This window comes from Achromobacter sp. RW408, assembly GCF_003184165.1.
In the GTDB taxonomy this organism is placed as follows: Bacteria; Pseudomonadota; Gammaproteobacteria; order Burkholderiales; family Burkholderiaceae_B; genus Achromobacter; species Achromobacter xylosoxidans.
The window spans coordinates 563,359-583,152 of record NZ_QHHO01000049.1 but is presented as its reverse complement, the minus strand read 5'-3'; the positions used below and the strand labels follow the sequence as shown (position 1 = coordinate 583,152).

The 19,794-nt window shown below is 70.3% G+C and carries 18 protein-coding genes and 1 tRNA gene; 9 read left to right on the top strand and 10 right to left on the bottom strand.

Annotated elements, in window-relative coordinates; translation table 11 throughout:
- Positions 1–124: 124 nt before the first annotated feature.
- The 4 genes from DK459_RS22170 to DK459_RS22155 form a co-directional block, all read right to left on the bottom strand.
- Positions 125–391, bottom strand: a complete 267-nt coding sequence (locus DK459_RS22170; RefSeq protein ID WP_006384599.1) for a hypothetical protein — start codon at positions 389–391, stop codon at positions 125–127.
- 69 nt (positions 392–460) lie between these two features.
- Complete coding sequence (locus tag DK459_RS22165) at positions 461–1,303, bottom strand: PhzF family phenazine biosynthesis protein (RefSeq protein WP_054443961.1); 843 nt, start codon at positions 1,301–1,303, stop codon at positions 461–463.
- Positions 1,304–1,377: 74 nt separating this feature from the next.
- The gene (locus tag DK459_RS22160) at positions 1,378–2,007 is read right to left on the bottom strand and encodes a LysE family translocator (RefSeq protein ID WP_024069708.1); all 630 of its coding nucleotides are present in this window, start codon (positions 2,005–2,007) and stop codon (positions 1,378–1,380) included.
- A 36-nt stretch (positions 2,008–2,043) separates the two neighbouring features.
- Positions 2,044–2,448, bottom strand: a complete 405-nt coding sequence (locus tag DK459_RS22155; protein ID WP_020928694.1) for a VOC family protein — start codon at positions 2,446–2,448, stop codon at positions 2,044–2,046.
- A 133-nt stretch (positions 2,449–2,581) separates the two neighbouring features.
- Between DK459_RS22155 and DK459_RS22150 the strand changes: the two genes are divergently transcribed.
- A complete protein-coding gene (locus DK459_RS22150) occupies positions 2,582–3,928 on the top strand; it encodes a PLP-dependent aminotransferase family protein (RefSeq protein WP_110135073.1) in 1,347 nt (448 codons plus the stop codon).
- 42 nt (positions 3,929–3,970) lie between these two features.
- Here DK459_RS22150 and DK459_RS22145 read toward each other — a convergent pair whose 3' ends face one another.
- Positions 3,971–4,939, bottom strand: coding sequence for an AraC family transcriptional regulator (locus tag DK459_RS22145; protein WP_070540803.1), 969 nt, complete (start codon positions 4,937–4,939; stop codon positions 3,971–3,973).
- 203 nt (positions 4,940–5,142) lie between these two features.
- On the opposite strand from DK459_RS22145, the gene DK459_RS22140 reads away from it, so the two are divergent.
- From DK459_RS22140 to DK459_RS22125, 4 genes are read left to right on the top strand one after another with little or no spacing between them, the layout of a single operon-like run.
- On the top strand, positions 5,143–5,613 hold the full coding sequence (locus tag DK459_RS22140; RefSeq protein WP_006385128.1) for a (2Fe-2S)-binding protein: 471 nt from the start codon (positions 5,143–5,145) through the stop codon (positions 5,611–5,613).
- Positions 5,613–7,901 carry a xanthine dehydrogenase family protein molybdopterin-binding subunit gene (locus DK459_RS22135; RefSeq protein WP_110135072.1) on the top strand — a complete coding sequence of 763 codons (2,289 nt, stop codon included), beginning with the start codon at positions 5,613–5,615 and terminating at the stop codon, positions 7,899–7,901. Before DK459_RS22140 ends, DK459_RS22135 begins: the two co-directional genes overlap by 1 nt.
- Positions 7,902–7,953: 52 nt before the next feature.
- Complete coding sequence (locus DK459_RS22130) at positions 7,954–8,526, top strand: NTP transferase domain-containing protein (RefSeq protein ID WP_197602764.1); 573 nt, start codon at positions 7,954–7,956, stop codon at positions 8,524–8,526.
- Positions 8,527–9,540, top strand: a complete 1,014-nt coding sequence (locus DK459_RS22125; protein ID WP_024069702.1) for an XdhC family protein — start codon at positions 8,527–8,529, stop codon at positions 9,538–9,540.
- A gap of 36 nt (positions 9,541–9,576) precedes the next feature.
- Here DK459_RS22125 and DK459_RS22120 read toward each other — a convergent pair.
- Positions 9,577–9,650: transfer RNA gene (locus DK459_RS22120), tRNA-Cys, on the bottom strand.
- 167 nt (positions 9,651–9,817) lie between these two features.
- On the opposite strand from DK459_RS22120, the gene DK459_RS22115 reads away from it, so the two are divergent.
- The 4 genes from DK459_RS22115 (at position 9,818) to DK459_RS22100 (ending at position 14,611) form a co-directional block, all read left to right on the top strand.
- Entirely contained in the window at positions 9,818–12,082 is a 2,265-nt protein-coding gene (locus DK459_RS22115) for an Orn/Lys/Arg decarboxylase N-terminal domain-containing protein (RefSeq protein ID WP_024069700.1), read from the top strand.
- 110 nt (positions 12,083–12,192) lie between these two features.
- Positions 12,193–13,488 carry a transcriptional regulator PtsJ gene (gene ptsJ, locus DK459_RS22110; RefSeq protein WP_047991338.1) on the top strand — a complete coding sequence of 432 codons (1,296 nt, stop codon included), beginning with the start codon at positions 12,193–12,195 and terminating at the stop codon, positions 13,486–13,488.
- A gap of 188 nt (positions 13,489–13,676) precedes the next feature.
- Positions 13,677–14,396 carry a glutamine amidotransferase gene (locus DK459_RS22105; protein ID WP_054498643.1) on the top strand — a complete coding sequence of 240 codons (720 nt, stop codon included), beginning with the start codon at positions 13,677–13,679 and terminating at the stop codon, positions 14,394–14,396.
- Positions 14,375–14,611: a hypothetical protein gene (locus tag DK459_RS22100; protein ID WP_024069697.1), complete on the top strand. Its 237-nt coding sequence runs from the start codon at positions 14,375–14,377 to the stop codon at positions 14,609–14,611. Before DK459_RS22105 ends, DK459_RS22100 begins: the two co-directional genes overlap by 22 nt.
- 44 nt (positions 14,612–14,655) lie before the next feature.
- Here the strand turns inward: DK459_RS22100 and DK459_RS22095 are convergent, their stop codons facing one another.
- From DK459_RS22095 to DK459_RS22080, 4 genes are read right to left on the bottom strand one after another with little or no spacing between them, the layout of a single operon-like run.
- A complete protein-coding gene (locus DK459_RS22095) occupies positions 14,656–15,999 on the bottom strand; it encodes a four-carbon acid sugar kinase family protein (RefSeq protein ID WP_024069696.1) in 1,344 nt (447 codons plus the stop codon).
- The gene (locus DK459_RS22090) at positions 15,996–17,273 is read right to left on the bottom strand and encodes a ribulose-bisphosphate carboxylase large subunit family protein (protein WP_024069695.1); all 1,278 of its coding nucleotides are present in this window, start codon (positions 17,271–17,273) and stop codon (positions 15,996–15,998) included. Before DK459_RS22090 ends, DK459_RS22095 begins: the two co-directional genes overlap by 4 nt.
- Before the next feature lie 19 nt (positions 17,274–17,292).
- Positions 17,293–17,832 carry a VOC family protein gene (locus DK459_RS22085; RefSeq protein WP_006384193.1) on the bottom strand — a complete coding sequence of 180 codons (540 nt, stop codon included), beginning with the start codon at positions 17,830–17,832 and terminating at the stop codon, positions 17,293–17,295.
- A gap of 59 nt (positions 17,833–17,891) precedes the next feature.
- Positions 17,892–19,784, bottom strand: coding sequence for a TRAP transporter large permease subunit (locus DK459_RS22080; protein WP_024069694.1), 1,893 nt, complete (start codon positions 19,782–19,784; stop codon positions 17,892–17,894).
- Positions 19,785–19,794: the final 10 nt, after the last annotated feature.

The following is a 19,794-nucleotide window of genomic DNA, read 5'->3' as shown; positions in this document are numbered from 1 at the left end:
CCGCGCGTGGCAGGCGCGGCGTCGAGTCGGGGTGGGGCATGGCGGGCTCCTGGTAACGGGAAGGCGCGGATGGCCAGGCCCCGTTGCCAGCAAGCGCCGCTCCCGCGTCCGGCGGGGCGCCGGCTCAGAAGCGCGTATGCCTGCCGAACGGCTGCTCGGCGGCGGTCGGCTTGTCGAAGGTCGCGGTATCGCCGTTCAGGTCCGCTACGTGGATCTGCGCCAGCCGGGTCGCTTCGTCGATGGCGGATTGGGCGGACGCAAAGCGTTCATCGATGGCGATGCGTTCCCTGCCCGGACCGGCGGCGGGGGAGATCAAGGTGTACCCGATGCGCCAGGCGCCGTCGTCGTGGACCGGACGTTCGATCTGGAAATCCCATTTGGTGTTTTCCATGGTGCCTCCTGTGGTGCTTGCTGTCAGGTGCTTCCATGCTAACGCGATCGATCCGCCCCTCCCAACCGCTCAAACGGCCTGCAGCGTGCCGCTCACATGGATGCGGGTGTCGCCGCCGACCCAGACCTGGCCGCTGTCGTCACGCGATAGATGGACGCGGCCGCGCCGGCCCAGGCGCGTGCCCTGGGCGGCGACATAGTCGTGGTCGATCCATCCCTGCGCGAAGAACCACTGCGCCAGCGCGGCGTTCAGGCTGCCGGTGACCGGGTCCTCGACGATGGCGCCGGCCGGGTCGGAAAAGAATGCGCGCACTTCGAATGCGGCTTCGCCGCCCGGCGCGTGAGGGCCGATCACGCCGATATCGACCGGCGTTGGCCAGCGTCCGGCCGGTTCGAGCGAGAGCACCTTCTCCGCCGACGCCAGCCGGATTCCCAGCCATCCCGGGCCGTTGTCGACCCAGGCCGCGGCCAGGATGTCGCGGGCCTCGATGCCCAGCAGCCGCCGCGCCTGCTCCAGTTCGTCCGCGCCCGGCGCGCCCGAGCGGATCAGCGGCGGGGCGGCGAAGGCCAGCCGCCGCGGGTCGCGCCGGATGCGCACCAGTCCGGCGCCGCACTCCTGCATGACGTGGGTATCGTGGCGCGGCGCATGTGCCGCCAGCCACGCGTGGCAGGTGCCCAGCGTCGGATGGCCGGCAAAGGGCATTTCGCGGTCCAGCGTGAAGATCCTGACGCGGTAGTCGGCCTGCGGATGGGTCGGCGCGACCAGGAACGTGGTCTCCGACAGGTTGAACCAGCGCGTCAGGCGTTGCATGTCGGACGTCGACAGCGCGTCGGCGCCGGTGACGACCGCGACCGGATTGCCGGCAAGCGGGCCGGCGCCGAAGACGTCGACCATATGGACGGTGAGAGGCATCATGTCAGTGCGCAGTGCGATGAAAGGGAAGCCGCGCCGCGCGGCGCGGGCAGGGAGGGGCGATCCATGCGGGCTCAGCCGCGCCAGAACAGCAGCTTCAGCCCGGCGGCGGCGAACACCGCGGCGAGCGCGCCTTCGATGGCGCGCCGCGCTCGCGCGTACAGGGCCGCCATCGACGCGGTCGAGAACAGCAGCGCGTAGCCGCCGAACACGCCCACGCCCAGGGCCACGCAGCCGCCCACGATGGCCGGCAGTTCGTGGGCGGCGCCGTCCGGACCCATCCCGAGCGAGATGATGGCAGTCCAGGCCATGATGGCCTTGGGATTGCCGACGTGCATGAACACGCCCTGGCGGTAACGGGCGCCGAGTCGCCCGGTGCTGCCCGCCGCGCGCGGCGCCGCGCAGGCCGCGGCCGGCCGCAAGGCGGACCGGCCCGTGCGCGCGGCCAGGTACAACAGGTAAAGGCCGCCCGCGATCTTGAGAAGCGCCAGGGCCTGCGCATAGGCGTTGAGCACGGCGGCGATGCCGGTGGCGGCCAGCAGCGCCCAGAACAGCGAACCCGTGACGACGCCGGCCGCCAGCGCCAGGGCCGGACCGCGGCCGTCGCGCATTGCCGTGGCCATGATGGCCATGGTGCTGGGCCCCGGGCTGGCGGTGGCGATCAGATAGGTGCCATAGACCATGGCGAGGTGGCTGGCATTCATGCCGGTTTGCTCCGGGTGAGACACCGCCTTGCGCCCTCAGGGCAGCAGGTCGGCGCGGTGGACGATGTGGATCTTGTTGCCGTCGGGATCGCGCAGGTAGGCGCCGTAATAGCCGTTGCCGTAGCGCGGGCGGGGCCCGGGGGCGCCTGCGTCGGCGCCGCCGTGCGCCAGGCCGGCGGCGTGCGCCGCGTCGACCGCGCCCGTCGAAGGCGCCAGAAAGGCCGTCATGGCGCCGTTGCCCGCGCTCGCCGGTTCGCCGTCATAAGGGGTGTAGACGTAAAAGCGCGGCAGCGCGGCGTGCGCCGCGACCCAGCACAGCGCCGCCGGGCCGCCATCGGGCGAGACGGGGCGGCGGCGCAGTCCGAGCGGGGACAGCACTGCATCATAGAAGCGGCCTGCGCGTTCGAGATCGCGCGTGCCGACGGTAACGTGGCTGAACATGGGTTTCTCCAGGCCGGCCGACATCGCGGCCGGCGCATCCGGCAGCGAACGGGCGGGAGACTGCGGCATCAACGTTACACTATTGAAGACAGCAAAAAGTGTCATGTGACGCTTATTTTTGGAGGCCGCCCGGATGCTGCTGCAATCGCCCTGGATTCCCCGCCTGGCGAACATCGAGGCCAGCCCGGCCGAGCGCCTGGCGCTGGCGCTGGCCGACGATATCGTCGAAGGGCGGCTGGCCGGCGGCGACCGCCTGCCGGCGCACCGCGACCTGGCCAAGCGGCTGCGCATCGGCCTGGGTTCGGTGACCCAGGCCTATGTGTCGCTGGAGCGGCGCGGCCTGACGCGCAGCGTGCAGGGGCGCGGCACGTTCGTCGCAAGCCGGCAGGCGCCGGGCGACGCGGTAATCGACCTGTCTTCCAACGCCTCGCCGGCCGCCCTCGATGCGCGCGTGCTGGCGCGCACCCTGGCCGGCATCGCGCGCAGCATCGACGCCGACCATTTCAATCTCTACGCGCCGCCGGGCGGCCACCTGGAACACCGCCGCGCGCTGGCGCGTTGGCTCGAAACCGTCGGCCTGCCCGTGGAGGCCTCGCACCTGGTGTTGACCAGCGGCGCGCGCCAGGCGCTGTCATTGGCCATCGAACTGGCCTGCGGCCCGCGGGGGGTGCTGCTGACCGAGAGGCTCACGTATCCCGGCGCCCTGGCCCTGGCGCGGCGGCAGGGCTGCCGTGTGCGGGGCGTCGAGATCGATGGCGAGGGCATGGTGCCGCAATCGCTCGCCGCCGCGCTCGAGGCGACCCCGGCAACGGCGGGCCGGGCGGTCTACCTGACCCCGACCTTGCACAATCCGACGACCGCGACGATGGGCGCGGCGCGTCGGCGGGCCATCGTTGACCTTTGCCGCCGCGCGGGGGCATGGATCATCGAAGACGGCGTCTATTCGGTGGCGGCGCCCCATCTGCCGCCGTTGGCGGCCCTGGCGCCGGACCTCTGCCTGCACGTCAATGGCATGTCCAAGGCGCTCGGCCCGGGTTTGCAGATCGGCGCGCTGGCGCTGCCCGCCGCCTTGCGCGACGCGGCGCGGGAACGGTTGCGCGACCTGCCAGCGGGGCCGTCCGCGCTTGCCTGTGCCGTGGTGCAGGAATGGCAGGCCAGCGGCATGATCGCCGCATTGCAGCGCGACCTGCTGCATGAGGCGCGGCGGCGCGCCGGCCTGGCCGCGTCGATCCTCGGGACGCATGCCCTGGCGTTGTCTGCCGACGCCTATCATGCCTGGCTGCCGATGGCGAGCGCGGCGGCCCGGCGCTTCGTGGCCGCCGCCGCCGACAGGGGCGTGCGCCTGACGCCGCCGGAAAGCATGATGGTCGATGCCGCGGACCGCCGGGCGGGCGTGCGGCTCTGCCTGGGCGGCCCCGCTTTCGCGGACCTGGAGACGGCCCTGACGCGGCTGGCGGGCCTGCCAGGCCGGGCGGGATGAGCGGGGGCGTGCCAGGACCTGGCGCGGCGTGCGCCTGTCGGCTCAGGCTCCCACGACGTCCGCGGGCGTGGGCCCGGCCGGCCCCGGGCTGGCGCCGGGCTGTCCGCGCAGGGCCGCGATGTCGCGCTTGGGCGGCACGCCATACAGGCGGCTGTACTCGCGGCTGAATTGCGAGGGGCTTTCGTACCCCACCTTGAACGCGGCGCTGGCCACGTCCAGGTATTCGTTCAGCATCAGCCGCCGCGCCTCGTTCAGCCGCAGCCACTTCTGGTACTGCAGCGGGCTCATGGCGGTCAGCTGGCGGAAATGGTGGTGGAACGTCGGCGGGCTCATCTGCACGCGCGCGGCCAGGTCCTCCACCCGCAACGGCAGCGCGTAGTGCCGCTTCAGCCATGAGATCGCCCGCGCGATGCGCTGGCCCTGGCCATCCACGGCGGTGATCTGCCGCAGCCTGGCGGCCTGGTCGCTCATCAACAGGCGGTAGTGGATTTCACGCAGCACCAGCGGCGCCAGCACGGGGATGGCGTCGGGTTCGTCGAGCAGGGCCAGCAGGCGCGTGAACGGCGCCAGGATGGTCGGGGTTGCCGTGCCGATGCCGACACCGATTCCCTGGGCGCGTTCGCGCGGCGCCAGCGTGTCGCCCTGGGCGATGAGCTCGGCCAGGATGCGCAGGTCCAGCTTCAGCGCCAGCCCCAGGCAGGGGCGCTCGGGCGTCGCCGCGGTGACTTCCGAATCGCCGGGCAGGTCCAGTGACGTGATCAGGAAGCGTGAGGTATCGTAGGGAAATGCCTGCCCGCCGATCCACATCTGCTTGGCGCCCTGCACGACCAGGACGATGCTGGGTTCGACCAGGCAGGCGCAGGCCGGCGCCACCGCGTCGCGTCGGAACAGGCCCAGCCCCGCAATGGCGGTGTCGAAGTCGCCCGGCCCCGGGGTCCGTCCGCCGATGACGCGCGCCAGCGCCTGGCAGGAAATGTCATGATGCGCCGCCGCATCGGGTGTCAGTGTCATGGTTGGCCGCAACCTCCTGGGCGCACTGTACCCGCCCGGGAACGGCTTGCACACAAAGTCATCAATCCCTCATAGGATCAGGCAAGAAATTCAGCGAAATGCGCTACCGGCGATGGGCGCGATTGCGGAAAATGCTTGTGGGCAGGCACGCTGGACCGTCCTTGCCCGCTCCCCCACCCGCCACGCCCCATGAGGATCCCGCCATGACACGATTGCAAGTCAACGGTCAGCCCAAGGAAGTCTCCGTTCCCGACGATATGCCCCTCTTGTGGGTGCTGCGCGACGAGCTCGGCATGACCGGCACCAAGTTCGGCTGCGGCATGGCGCTGTGCGGCGCCTGTACCACGCACCTGGACGGGCAGCCGACCCGCGCCTGTGTGACGCCCGTGTCCGCCGCGGCGGGCCGGGCCATCAGCACCATCGAAGGCATGGCGGCCGACCCGGTCGGGCGCACCGTGCAGCGCGCCTGGGTGGAAAACAACGTGGCGCAATGCGGCTATTGCCAGGCCGGCCAGATCATGACGGCGGTGGGGCTGCTCAAGACCACGCCGGCGCCGACCGAACAGCAGATCGACGAGGCCATGAGCGGCAACATCTGCCGCTGCGGCACCTATCCGCGCATCCGCGCCGCCATCCAGCAGGCGGCCGCGCAACTGGCCCAGGGAGGCAAATGATGACGACCACGATGCAGGTTTCGCGGCGCGGTTTCCTCAAGGGCGGCTTGGGCGCGTTGACCCTGGCGGTGACCGGCAATGGCCTGGTGAGCGCGGTGTGGGCGGCCGACGAGCCCAAAAAGTATGGCGCCGATTCCATGCCGGGTGGCACGGTGGACGACCCGCTGGCGTTTGTCTCGATCGCGGCGGACGGCACCGTGACCATCGTGGCGCATCGCGCCGAGATGGGCACCGGGGTGCGCACCAGCCTGCCGATGGTGGTGGCCGACGAGATGGAAGCGGCCTGGGACCGGGTGCGGGTGGTGCAGGCCGATGCCGACGAAGCGCGCTATGGCAACCAGAACGTGGACGGCTCGCGCAGCGTGCGCCACTTCCTGATGCCGATGCGGCGCGTGGGCGCCGCGGCCCGCCAGATGCTGGAAGCGGCGGCCGCCGCGCGCTGGTCGGTGCCCTTGGCCGAGGTGCGCGCCACGCAGCACGAGGTCGTCCATGCGCCCAGCGGCCGGCGGCTGGGCTATGGCGAGCTGGCGGCCGACGCCGCCAAGCTGCCGGTGCCGGCGGGCGATGCGGTCAAGCTCAAGACCCGCGCCGAATTCCGCTATATCGGCAAGGACGAGGTGCGCCTGGTCGACCTGGAGGCCATCGGCAAGGGCGAGGCCATGTACGGCATGGACATGCGCCTGCCCGGCATGGTCTATGCCGTGGTGGCGCGCCCGCCGGTGGTGGGCGGCAAGCTGCGCCGCGTGGACAGCGCCAAGGCGCTGGCGGTGCCTGGCGTGCTGAAGGTGGTGGAGATTCCCGCCATGGCCGGCGCGCCCGCCTTCCAGCCGCTGGGGGGCGTGGCGGTGGTGGCCAGCAATACCTGGGCCGCGATGCAGGGCCGCGCCGCGCTCGCCATCGAATGGGACGATGGCCCCAACGCGGCCTACGACTCGGTCGCCTACCGCGAGACGCTGACCGAGGCCAGCCGCAAGCCGGGCAAGGTGGTGCGCGACCAGGGCGACGCGCCGCAGGCCTGGGCCAAGGCCGGCGAGGCCGAGCGCTTCATGGCGGAATACCACGTGCCGCACCTGGCGCATGCGTCGATGGAGACGCCGGTGGCGACGGTGCGGATCCAGGACGGCGCGGCCGAGGTCTGGACCTCGGTGCAGAATCCGGCGGCCGCGCAGGAGGCGGTGGCCAAGCGCCTCAAGCTCAAGCCCGAAAACGTCAAGGTCCACGTGCTGCTGCTGGGCGGCGGCTTTGGCCGCAAGTCCAAGCCGGACTATGTCGACGAGGCGGCCATCGTGGCCCAGGCCATGCCCGCCGGCACGCCGGTCAAGCTGGTGTGGACGCGCGAAGACGACATCCACCACGACTACCTGCATACCGTGTCGGCCGAGCACCTGGAGGCCGTGGTCGGCAAGGACGGCAAGGTGCAGTCCTGGCTGCACCGCAGCGCCGCGCCGACCATCGCGTCGCTGTTCACCGAGGGGGCCAAGGGCGAGCAGTTGTTCGAGTCGGCCATGTCGGCCATCAACATGCTCTACGTGATTCCGAACGTGCGGGTCGAAACGGCCGAGGTCGCCGCCCACGCCCGCATCGGCTGGTTCCGTTCGGTGGCCAACATTCCGCATGCGTTCGCGGCGCAATGCTTCATCGCCGAGCTGGCGCACCGCGCCGGCCGGGACCACAAGCAGTATGCGCTGGACCTGATCGGCCCGGCCCGCCGCATCGATCCGGGCACGCTGGCGGACACCTGGAACTACAGCGAATCGCCCGAACGCTATCCCTACGACACCGGCCGCCTGCGCGGGGTGATCGAGGCGGCGGCCAGCGGCGCCAAGTGGGGGCGCGAGCTGCCGAAGGGGCATGGCCTGGGCCTGGCGTTCTGCTACAGCTTCATGAGCTACACGGCCACGGTGGTCGAGGTGGCGGTGGACGAGAAGGGCGAAGTGCGGGTGGTGGCCGTGGACATGGCGCTGGACTGCGGCCCGCAGATCAAGCCCGAACGCATCCGCGCGCAGATGGAAGGCGGCGCCATCATGGGCCTGAGCCTGGCGCTGCTGGGCGAGATCACCTTCGAGAAGGGGCGCGTCAAGCAGAACAACTTCTACGACTATGAAGTCCTGCGCCATAATGCATCGCCGCGCGTGATCCGCACGCACCTGGTCAACGACGACCATGCCCTGCCGCCAGGCGGCGTGGGCGAGCCGCCGGTGCCGCCGGTGGCGCCGGCGCTGTGCAACGCCATCTTCGCCGCCACCGGCAAGCGGGTGCGCAGCCTGCCGGTGCGCAGCGTCGCTTAGGACCACCGGGGCAGACCGCACCGCGAAAAGAGCCGATTCCGCCATGCCGCCAATGGATACACCTGTCGTCATCGTGCTGGCCGCCGGCCGGGGCGAGCGCTTTGCGCGCTCCGGCGGCGCCCGGCACAAGCTCGATACGCCCCTGGCCGGCATCGCGGTGTTGCAGCGGGTGCGGGATACGGTGGCGCGGTCGGGCCTGCCCTGCCATGTGGTGCTGCCCGGCGACGATCCGGCGGCCGGCATGGGCGATTCCATCGCCCGCGGCGTGCGCGCCACGCCGCGGGCGGCGGGCTGGCTGATCCTGCCGGGCGACCTGCCGCTGGTCGGCGCCGACAGCCTGCGCCGGGTGGCGCGGGCCCTGGCGGCCGCCACGGTGGTGCAGCCGTTCTGGAATGGCCGGCAGGGCCACCCGGTCGGCTTTGGCCGGCCCTGCTACGAGGCCCTGGCGCGGCTCTCCGGAGACAAGGGCGCCGCCGCGGTGGTGGCGGCGCGCCGGCAGGCCGGCGAGGTGTTGGCGCTGGCCCTGGACGATCCGGGCATCGTGGCCGATATCGATACATTGGAAGACCTGGCGCGGGCCGAGTCGCTGCTTGCCGCCCGCCAGTCCCTGCAAGGAGCGGACTGAATGGAAAGTGTGGATGTACGCGTGTTGCGCGCCGCGCGCGACTGGGCCATGGCGGGAGAGCGGGTGTTGCTGGCCACGGTGGCGCGCACCTGGGGATCGTCGCCGCGCCCGACGGGTTCGATGATGGCGCTGCGCGAGGACGGCCGCTGCGTCGGCTCGGTTTCGGGCGGCTGCATCGAGGACGATCTGGTGCTGCGCTATACCCGCGCCCACGGCGGCGCGGGCATGCCGCATGCGACGCCGGAACTGGTGCGCTATGGCGTCCACGCCGACGATGCGCACCGCTTCGGCCTGCCTTGCGGCGGCACCCTGGAACTGCTGCTGGAGTTCGATCCCGACGTCGCCGCGCTGGACACGCTGGTGCGGCAGCTGGAATCCGGGCAGCTGGTCCGGCGCAGCGTCGACTGCGCGACGGGCGCGGTGACGCAGGCGCCGGCTTCGGCGCCGCAGGCCCTGCATTTCGATGGCGCCACCCTGTCCAGCACGCTGGGGCCGCAGTACCGCATGCTGCTCATCGGCGCCGGCGCGCTGGCCGAGTACGTCGCGACCATGGCGCTGTTCAACGATTTCGCGGTCACGCTTTGCGATCCGCGCGTCGAGCACCTGGGCGCCTGGTCGGTGCAGGGCGTGCGCCTGACCACCGAGATGCCCGATGATGCCGTGCGCGCCATGCGTCCGGACACGCGCACCTGCATCGTGGCGCTGAGCCACGATCCCAAGCTGGACGACCTGGCGTTGCTGGAGGCGCTGCACAGCCCGGCCTTCTATGTCGGCGCGATCGGCTCGCGGCGCAACACCGACCTGCGCCGCCAGCGGCTGATCGAGCATTTCGACGAGACCGAGGAATCGCTCAAGCGCCTGCGGGCGCCGGTGGGCCTTTACATCGGCAGCCGCACGCCGGCGGAGATCGCCGTCAGCGTCATGGCCGAGATCCTGGCCGTCAAGAATGGCGTGGCCTTGCCCGCCACGCTCTCGGTGGCCGTCGCCAAGACGCGCGAACCGCGCGCCGCCTAGCGGCCCCGCCGCTGCCGCGCGCGGCCCCCAATGGCCTGGAGGCGCGGGCTGGAATCGAACCAACCTGGACGGATTTGCAATCCATCGCATGACCACTCTGCCACCGCGCCGTTACGTCCTGGTTTGTCCTGACGTGGATATAATTATGTCATAGGACAAAACAAAAGCAAGCGGAAAACCTGCATCGCATCGCGCCGTGAGGATTGCCGTGGCGCTGCGCCGTTGTCCTTGAAGCCGGGCTGCCCCGCGGGCGGCCATCCATCGATCGAGGACAACGATGCTGTTTCAATTTCCTATCGTCATCATTGACGAAGACTTCCGTTCCGAGAACACCTCCGGCCTGAGCATCCGGGTGCTGGCCGAAGCAATCAAGGCGCAGGGTTTCGAGGTGCTCGGCACCACCAGCTATGGCGATCTCAGCCAGTTCGCGCAGCAGCAGAGCCGGGCCAGCGCCTTCATCCTGTCGATCGACGACGAGGAACTGACGCATGGCGAAGGCCTGGCGCCGGCCTTGCTGGCGCTGCGGGAATTCATCGGCGAGGTGCGACGCCGCAATGCCGACGTGCCGATCTACGTCTACGGGGAGACCCAGACGGCGCGCCATCTCCCGAACGACATCCTGCGCCAGCTCCAGGGCGTCATCCATATGTTCGAGGACACGCCGGAGTTCGTTGCCCGCCACCTGGTGCGCGAGGCCCGCGCCTACCTGGAAGGCGTCAAGCCGCCGTTCCTGAAGGCGTTGCTGGACTATGCCGAGGATGGCTCGTATTCCTGGCACTGCCCCGGGCATTCCGGCGGCGTGGCCTTCCTGAAAAGCCCGGTCGGGCAGATGTTCCACCAGTTCTTCGGCGAGAACATGCTGCGCGCGGACGTGTGCAACGCGGTCGAGGAACTGGGGCAATTGCTGGACCACAACGGCGCCATCGGCGCGAGCGAGCGCAACGCGGCCCGCATCTTCAACGCCGACCATTGCTTTTTCGTGACCAATGGCACCAGCACCAGCAACAAGATCGTGTGGCATCACACGGTGGCTCCGGGCGATGTGGTCGTCGTCGACCGCAACTGCCACAAGTCCATCCTGCACAGCATCATCATGACGGGCGCCATTCCCGTGTTCCTGCGTCCGACGCGCAATCACTTCGGCATCATTGGGCCGATCCCGCGCGGTGAATTCGACGTCCAGGCCATCAAGGACAGGATCCGAGCCCACCCATTGCTGCGCCACGTCGACCCGGAGCAGGCGCGTCCGCGCATCCTGGCGCTGACCCAGTCCACCTATGATGGCATCATCTACCATACTGAGACGATCAAGGCCGCGCTCGACGGCTATGTGGATGTGCTGCATTTCGACGAGGCCTGGATGCCGCACGCGGTGTTCCACCCGTTCTATGGCGCCTACCACTGCATGGGCCGGCGGCGGCCGCGGCCGAGCCGCTCGATGGTGTATTCGACCCAGTCCACGCACAAACTCCTGGCGGGGATCAGCCAGGCCAGCCATGTCCTGGTGCAGGATTCGATGACACGCAAGCTGGACCGCCACCTTTTCAACGAGGCCTACCTGATGCACACCAGCACCAGTCCGCAGTACGCCATCATCGCCAGCTGCGACGTGGCGGCCTCGATGATGGAGCCGCCGGGCGGCACGGTGCTGGTGGAGGAAAGCATCGCCGAGGCCATGGATTTCCGGCGCGCGATGCGCGAGGTCGGTTCGCATCTGGCCGCGCACGATTGGTGGTTCAAGGTGTGGGGACCCGACGCCCTGGCGCCGGAAGGCATCGGCCCGGCCGAGGATTGGATCATCCGCGACGAGGGCGACGGACAGGACTGGCATGGGTTCGGGCCCCTGGCCGACGGCTTCAACATGCTGGATCCGATCAAGTCCACCATCGTGACGCCGGGCCTGGACCTGGCCGGCAATTTCGCCGCCGAGGGCATTCCGGCGGCGATCGTCAGCAAGTTCCTGGCCGAGCACGGCGTCATTGTCGAGAAGACCGGCCTGTACAGCTTCTTCATCATGTTCACCATCGGCATCACCAAGGGCCGCTGGATCTCGCTGGTGACGGCGTTGCAGCAGTTCAAGGAGGATTACGAGCGCAACCAGCCGATGTGGCGGGTGCTGCCGGATTTCTGCGCGAAACACCCGCGCTATGAAAACCGGGGATTGCGCGACGTATGCCAGTCCGTGCACGAGACCTATGCCGCCCACGATATCGCCCGCCTGACCACGCGCATGTACCTGGCCGACGTGACGCCCGCGATGAAACCCAGCGACGCCTACGCCTGCATCGCCCAGGGGCGCACCGAGCGGGTGGAGGTCGACCATCTCGAAGGCCGGATCACCACCAACCTGATCACGCCGTATCCGCCCGGCATTCCCCTGCTGATCCCCGGCGAGGTCTTCAACCGCACGATTGTCGAGTACCTGAAATTCTCGCGCGAGCTGAACCGCGAATGCCCGGGGTTCGGCACCGATATCCACGGTTTCGTGGAACTGCCCGACGAGGGCGGCAAGCCGCGCTACTACGTGGACTGCGTCGCGTAGCCGGCCGGGGGGCGCGCTTTCGCCGGCAAGGCAATCATGTCAAACTGGCGCATTGACTTCATGGCGCCATCGTTATGTCAGCGCCCTTGCCGGTATTGACCCAGGCCCATATGAAAATACAAGGAAAGACCGCCGCGGAGATCTTCGAGAGCGTGCGCGGCCTGCTGCAATCCGGATCGTTGCGGGCGGGGCAGGCGCTGCCGCCAGTGCGCGACCTGGCGATCGAGCTGGACGTCAACCGCAACACGGTCGCCGCCGCCTATAAGCGGCTGGCGACGGCGGGGATCGCCTTGACCCAGGGGCGCCTGGGGACGATCATCCGCGACCCGTCCGGTCCCCGGGAACAGGAGGGCGCGCAGGCGGATACGCCGCTGGCGGACCTGGCCAGCGGCAATCCGGATCCGGCCTGGCTGCCCGACCTGACCGCGGCATTCGCCGCGCGTCCGTACGTGCCCCGGCTGTACGGCGAAGCCACCGTCAACCCGGGCCTGGAAGACTACGCCCGGGGCTGGTTCACGCCGGACTGCCCGGCCGCGTTCGAGATCAACCTGACGCATGGCGCGGTCGACGCCATCGAGCGCCTGCTGGGTTCCTACCTGGTGTCCGGCGACCGGGTGGCGGTCGAGGACCCGTGTTTCCTCAGCAGCATCAACATGTTGCGGGTTGCGGGCCTGCAGCCGGTCGGGGTGCCGGTCGACGCGGAAGGCATGCAGGCGCAGGCGCTGGAAGCGGCGCTGGAAAAGGGCGCACGGGCCGTCATCCTGACGCCGCGGGCGCACAATCCGACCGGGTGCGGGCTGAGCGCGAAGCGCGCGCGCGCCCTGGCGCGCGTGCTGGCCCGGCACCCGCAAGTGATGGTCATCCTGGATGACCATTTCGCCTTGCTGTCCGAGGCCGCTTACCACAGCGCGCTGGCGCCGCAGACGCAGCGCTGGGCACTGATCCGGTCCTTCTCGAAGGCGCTGGGCCCGGACGTGCGGGTGGCGCTGGTCGCCAGCGATGCCGCCACCTCGCGCCAATTGCGCACGCGGCTGGCCTCGGGCACCGGCTGGGTCAGCCATCTGCTGCAGGACATGGTGGAAGTGACCCTGGGCCAGCCCCAGGTGGCCAGCCAGATGGCGCGGGCGCGCCAGGACTATGCCGCGCGCAGGCGGCAGCTGGAAGATGCATTGCGCGAGCAGGGGCTGCCCTGCCTGGAGAACGGCGACGGCCTCAATCTCTGGGTGCCGCTGGATACCGACGACCAGGCGGTCGCCCTGGCGCTGGCGCGCAAGGGCTGGCTGGTGCGGCATGGCGGCGCCTTCGGGGTCCAGGGCGGCATCAATGGACTGCGGATCACGCTTTCCGGCATGACGCCCGCCCAGTGCCGCAAGTTGGCGCAGGATATCGGGCACAGCCTGCGCTGAGCCACGGCGCGGCGCGCCATATCGGGTTGTCATTCAATGCTCGCGCGTCCGTGGCGGCCGCGCGTCGCTTGGTCGCGTCACGCTTTCTTATTTGTCCTGGATCTTGATAATATTTTGGCATAGGACAATAATAGCGAGCAACGCCACAGGCGCGTTGCCGCTACTGCCCATCCTGGAAGCCGACCCTCATGACCCTGAACGCCATTGCCTTGCGCCACGTCCACTTCGAAGACCTTGGCGTGCTGGAGCCGCTGTTGCAGGCGCGCGGCTACACCGTGCGCTATGTCGACACGCCGGTGGAGGACCTGCCGGTGGCGGACGCGCTGGCGACGGATCTGCTGGTGGTGCTGGGCGGGCCGATCGGAGCCTTCGATGAACCGCGCTATCCGTTCCTGGCGCGGGAGCTGGAACTGGTGCGCGCGCGCCTGGCGAATCGGGCGCCGACGCTGGGGATCTGCCTGGGCGCGCAGCTCATCGCGCGGGCCCTGGACGCCAACGTCTACCCGATGGCGGCCGGGCCGGAGATCGGCTTCGGCGCCCTGACGCTGACCGACCAGGGCCAACGCTCGGCGCTGGCCGGCCTGCGCGATACGCCGGTGCTGCATTGGCACGGGGACCAGTTCGACATTCCGGCAGGCGCCATCCGGCTGGCGGGCACGGCGGCGGGACCGAACCAGGCGTTCGAGTATGGCGACAGCGTGCTCGGGCTGCAATTCCACCTTGAGGCCGATTTGGGCAACTTCGAGCACTGGCTGGTCGGGCATGCCTGCGAACTGGCCCGCGCCGGCATCGACCCGGCGACGCTGCGGGTCCAGGCGCCGGCAGTGCAGGCCGACCTGCGCGGCGCCGCCCGCGCCGTCTTCAACGACTGGCTGGACCGCATCGTATGCTCAAACACCGAATCGTGATTCACCGCCACGGCCAACTGCTGGGTCATTTCGACGCCAACGCGCGCATGACGCGCCAGGCCGTGACGGAAATTCAAGGCCTGTTCAAGGCGGTCGACGGGTTCCGCTGCGAACTCTGGGTCGAGGCTGGCGAACGGCGCATCCTGGAAAGCGGGCCCGACGGGATCCGCGTGCTGGGCAGCGATACGTTGTTCATCCCCGTCGCGACAGGCTGATTGCCGCTCGGGCGCCGCCGTGCCGCGCCAGTCGCCGCGCTGGCTCAGCGGCCCGTCACCAGATCGTCGAACAACGTATCGCCGCCCATCTGCCCGCCTTTGAGCATCAGCTGCAAGCCGTTGGTGAGCGGATCGTCGCTGTGCGCGACGCTGACGGTGACGCCGGGCGCGAGCGTGCTGTGAAAGCCCAGGCCCCATAGCCCCAGCGCCAGCGTGGCGTGGCTGGAGGTGTCGCCACCGGCGATCCCCAGGCGCGTGAGCTTGCGCCCCGCGGCCGCGCTGGCGCGTACGATGCCCGCCACCAGCCGGCCGGTGGCGCGGGCGGTGGCGGCGGTGCGCTGCGGCGACAGGGCCTGGCCCGGTTCATCGGTGTGCACCAGCACATTGCGGCCCTGGGCCAGGGCGCCGGCCGCCTCCTGGATGCTGGCGCTGGCGTAGGCGGCCTCTCCCAGCAGGCGCTCTACATCCAGCGGCTGCCGCGCATAGCGCCGACTGGCGCCGATCTGGCGCGCCGTGACTGGCGACAGGCTGCCGGCCACCACCAGCACAGGGCCTTGGGCGGGCGGCAGCGCGGGCGCCGAGGACGCCGGGCCGGGGCCGGCGGCGCGCGCCAGCGCCTGCTGCACGCTGCTGGGGCCGACCACCAGCAGCGGCAGCGCCGAGGCGGCGCGCCACAGCAGCCGGCCGATCAGCGGCAGTTGCTCGTCGTCGACCAGGTCCAGCAGCAAGGGGCCGTCGGTCGTGTTCACGATGGCGTCGATCCATGGGTCCACGGCGCGCAGGTCGGCGGCGGCGCGCAGCGGCGGATAGGCGGTGTGCGGCAGCGAGGCGATGCCGGCCAGCCCCTGCGCCGCCAGGTGGCGGCGCAGGTCGGCCTCGTGCATGGGGGTGACGGGATGCGCGCGCATCACCGGGTGCCGGTCGATCCGGTGGACCTCGGCGGCGGCGCCGGCGCGCGCGAACAGGTTGGCGAAGCTGCAATAGCGCCCGATGCCGGGTTGGCCGCCGACGATGGGCACCAGCGGATTGAGCATGTGGCGCCGCAGCTCGGCCACGGCCGCGCCGATGCTGCCCACGTGCGGCGCGCTGTCGAAGGTGGAGCAGCACTTGTAGTGCAGGATGCGGGTGCCGGTGGCGGCCAGGAAGCGGCCGGCGGCGCGCAGCTCGGCCGTCATTTCGTCGGGCGCCATGCCGCGCGCCGCGCCGGCGATGCCGATGGCGTCCAGCGGGCCGGCGCGTTCAAGCTGTTGCGGCGTCGGCACGCCCAGGAACAGCAGGCTGCGCCAGCCGGCCAGCGCCACGTGCGCCAGGGTGTCGGTGGCGCCGGTGAAGTCGTCGCCATACCAGGTGACGCGCGGCGCGGCGGCGCGGGCGAGGCCGTCCGTCATGCGCGCGATCCGAAGTGCGCCAGCGCGCGCCGCAGCTCCGGGGCCTGGGCGGCGAAGGCAGCCAGGTCCTGGCCGGCGCGCACCGCCTGCCAGGCCTGGCGGATGCTTTGCACGCCGGCCGCCGGGCCGTCCGGATGCGCCAGGATGCCGCCGCCGGACATGAACAGCAGGTCGTCGGTGCGCACCGCGGCCCAGGTGGCGGGCACCGTGCCGGCCCACTGGCCGGACGAGAACGCCGGCATCACCGCGTCGTCGATGCCGGGCGTGAGCGGGGCCAGGCAATCGCGCGCGCTCTCGACCACTTCCGCGTCCGGCTGCGAGAACTTGCCTTGCAGGCCGTGCACGTGCATGTGGTCCACGCCGGCCAGCCGCCACAGCGTCTGGTAGGCCTGGAAACCGATGCCCAGCAGGGGGTGGCGCGACAGCGCGCCGTAACCGTTGCGATGGCCGTGCAGCGCCAGCGGCGTGTGGCGCCGCAGGGTCTGGATGGCGGAATGGCCGCACCAGTTCAGGCTGGCCATCACGCAGCTGCCTTGCTCGCGTTCGATCAGGTCGGCGTGGCGCCGCATGGCGTCGGTTTCGTCGGTGATGTTGAAGGCCACCATCACCTGTCGGCCGGTGCGTTCGCGGTGCGCCCGCACCACCGCCATCACGGCGGCCACGCGCTGCGCCAGCGGCGCATGGGCGGGGTTGGCGCAGACCTCGTCGTCCTTGATGAAATCCACGCCGGCCGCGCACAGCCGCGCCACCAGGTGCGCGGTCTGCTCGGGCGACAGGCCGACATTGGGCTTGATGATGGTGCCCACCAGCGCGCCACTGGCCACGCCGGTCAGCTGGCGCGTGCCGGCCACGCCGACCCGCGGCATCTCGAATTGCGCGCGGTAGTCGGACGGCAGTTCCAGCTGCTCCAGCCGCAGGCCGGTCACTTCGCCCAGGTCGTACAGGTTGCCGCCGACCGTGGCGGCCAGGGTCGGCAGGTTGGGGCCGATGTTGGCCACCGGAAAGGCGATGCGCACGCGGGCGCGGCGCAGCACGGCCGGCATGCCGCCCGGCTGGCGCGCCAGCCAGGCGTTGGGCAGGCTGGCCTGGCGGGCGGATTCGAGTTCCTGCACCGATTCGACCTGGGCGCGGGCGCGTGCCCGCAGCTCGTCTGTCTCGCCCTCGACGCGGGTGAAGGTGCCGCAGGACTGCTCGCCCGCCATCACCTCGGCGACGCGCGCCGGGTCCAGCGGGGTTTCGATCAGGTAGGTGGCGCGGATGACTTGGGTGTTCATGGATGGTTTCCGGCCGGCCTCAAAGCTGCTTCAGGTCGGGGAAGGGGCGCACCGGATCGCGGCCGTCCCAGTCGCGAGCGCTGTCGCGGATCAGGTCGAACAGGCGGCCCTTGGGGCCGGCCACCTCGGACAGCTCGATCACCGTGCCCGGGTGGTATTCGGTGTCGAAGTAGATGAAGCGGCCTTTCTCGCCGACCTCGCCCTGCATCTTCGGCACGAATCCCTGCGCCAGCAGGCGCGCCAGGTCGGCGTCATAGTCCTGGGTCCAGTAGGCCACGTGCTGCAGCCCGCTGCGGCCGGCCTGCTGGAAGTCGCGGTACATCGACGGCACGTCGTTGCGGGTCTGGATCAGCTCAACCTGCACGAAGCCCGAATTGGCCAGCGCCACCGAGTTGTGCGGCTCGTACGGCGCGCCGTCGTAGCGGTAGTTCACGATGGGCACCTTGGGGTTGTAGAACCAGGGGCCCACGCCCAGCGTGCGGCTCCAGTAGTCCATGGCGGCCTCGATGTCGGGCACCACATAACCGAGTTGGCGGATCTCGCCCAGGAAACGACTCATGTTGGATTCTTGTGTAGGAAGTGGCGGGAGGGCGCGGCCCGCGATGGGCCGCGCGGCTTTCAGGACGCGGATTTGAGAAACCCGATGGAAATCCAGGGAAAGGCGGCGACAATGACCAGCCCGACCAGCAGCGCCGCGATGTAGCCCCAGATCGGGCGGATGCCCTCGTCGGGATCGACACGGCTGATGGCGCAGGCGCCGTAGTAGCCGACGCCGAAGGGCGGCGCGAACAGGCCGATGCCCATGGCGAAGATGACCACCATGGCGTAATGGACCTCATGCACGCCGGCCTGCGCCGCCACCGGGAACAGCAGCGGCCCGAACAGCACGATGGCGGGAATGCCTTCCAGCACGCTGCCCAGGATGATGAAGGCCACGATCGACACGGCCAGGAAGCCGTAACTGCCGCCGGGCATGCCGGCCATCAGCCGCGCCAGGTCGCCCGAGAAGCCCGATTGCGTCAGGGCCCAGGCCATGGCGGTGGCGCAGCCGACGATCAGCATGATGGCGCCGGACAGCGAGGCGGTCTCGATCAGCATGGGCTTGAGCCGCGCCAGGTCGAAGCGCCGGTAGACCAGCGCGCCCACCACCGCCGAATAGACGATGCCGATGGTCGAGACCTCGGTGGCGGTGGCCACGCCTTCGACCACCGCGGCGCGGATCACGAAGGGCAGCGCCACGGCCGGCAGGGCGATGACGAAGAAGCGGCCGATCTCGCGCGGCGCGAAGCGCTGCGCCAGGCTCAGGTCTTCCTTGCGGTAGCGCCACCACACCACCGAGCACAGCGCCAGCCCCAGCACCACGGCCGGCAGCAGGCCGCCGGTGAAGAGGGCGGCGATGGACACGCCGGTGACCGAGCCGATGGTGATCAGCACGATCGACGGCGGAATGGTCTCGGTCTGCGCGCCGGTGGCCGACAGCAGCGCCACCAGGTCGCCCGGCTTGGCGCCGCGCTTGCGCATCTCGGGAAACAGCACCGGCGCGATCGCGGCCATGTCGGCGATCTTCGAGCCGGAGATGCCCGACACCAGGTACATCGCCCCGATCAGCACGTACGACAGGCCGCCGCGCACGTGGCCCAGCAGGCTGGCCAGGAACTGGATCATGGCGCGCGCCATGCCGGTCATCTCGATCAGCGAACCCAGGAAGATGAACAGCGGCACCGCCAGCAGCATCAGGTGCGACATGCCCTCGTCCAGGCGGCCCACCATCACCAGCATCGGCGTGTTGGTGGTCAGCGCCAGGTAGGAGAACGTCGCCAGCGCGAACGAGAACGCGATCGGCACGCCCGCGAACACGGTGGCGGCGACGATGCCGACGAAGAAGATCACCAGGTTGAGCTTGCCCAGCCCCGTGAACAGCGGCTGCGCCAGCCAGAACGCCGCGACCATCGCCGCCGCGCCGGCCAGCGCCAGCAGCAGGTGCGGCACGGTCTGCGTGCGTAGCAGCCGCAGCAGCGCCACCACCGCCATCAGGCCCATGCCGACCGGAATGGCGGCGGCGCGCCAGGCGTTGCTTAGTTCCAGCGCGGGCGTGATGATGAAGTGTTCTTCGTGTGCGTATTCGATGGCGGGCGCCAGGATCAGGAACAGGAAGGCGAGCGAGGCGGCCAGCGCGCCGGCCTCCAGCTGCGCGCGGCGCGCCGGGCCGATGTGGTTGACCAGCGCCGTCATGCGCATGTGCTCGCCGCGGCGCAACGCCACCACGGCGCCCAGCATAGACAGCCACAGGAACAGGATGGACGCCAGCTCATCGGACCACACCAGCGGGCTGTGGAACACGTAGCGCGCCACCACGCCGGCGAACAGCACCAGGATCTCGATCAGCACGATGGCGGCGGCCGCCAGTTCGATCAGGCCGCCCAGCGCCGCGTCCAGCGCCTCGCCGGCGCGCCGCAGCGGATGGGCCGGCAGCGCGGGCGCGGCGGCGTGGGAAGAAGAGAGCGAGGTCATGGACGCGGCC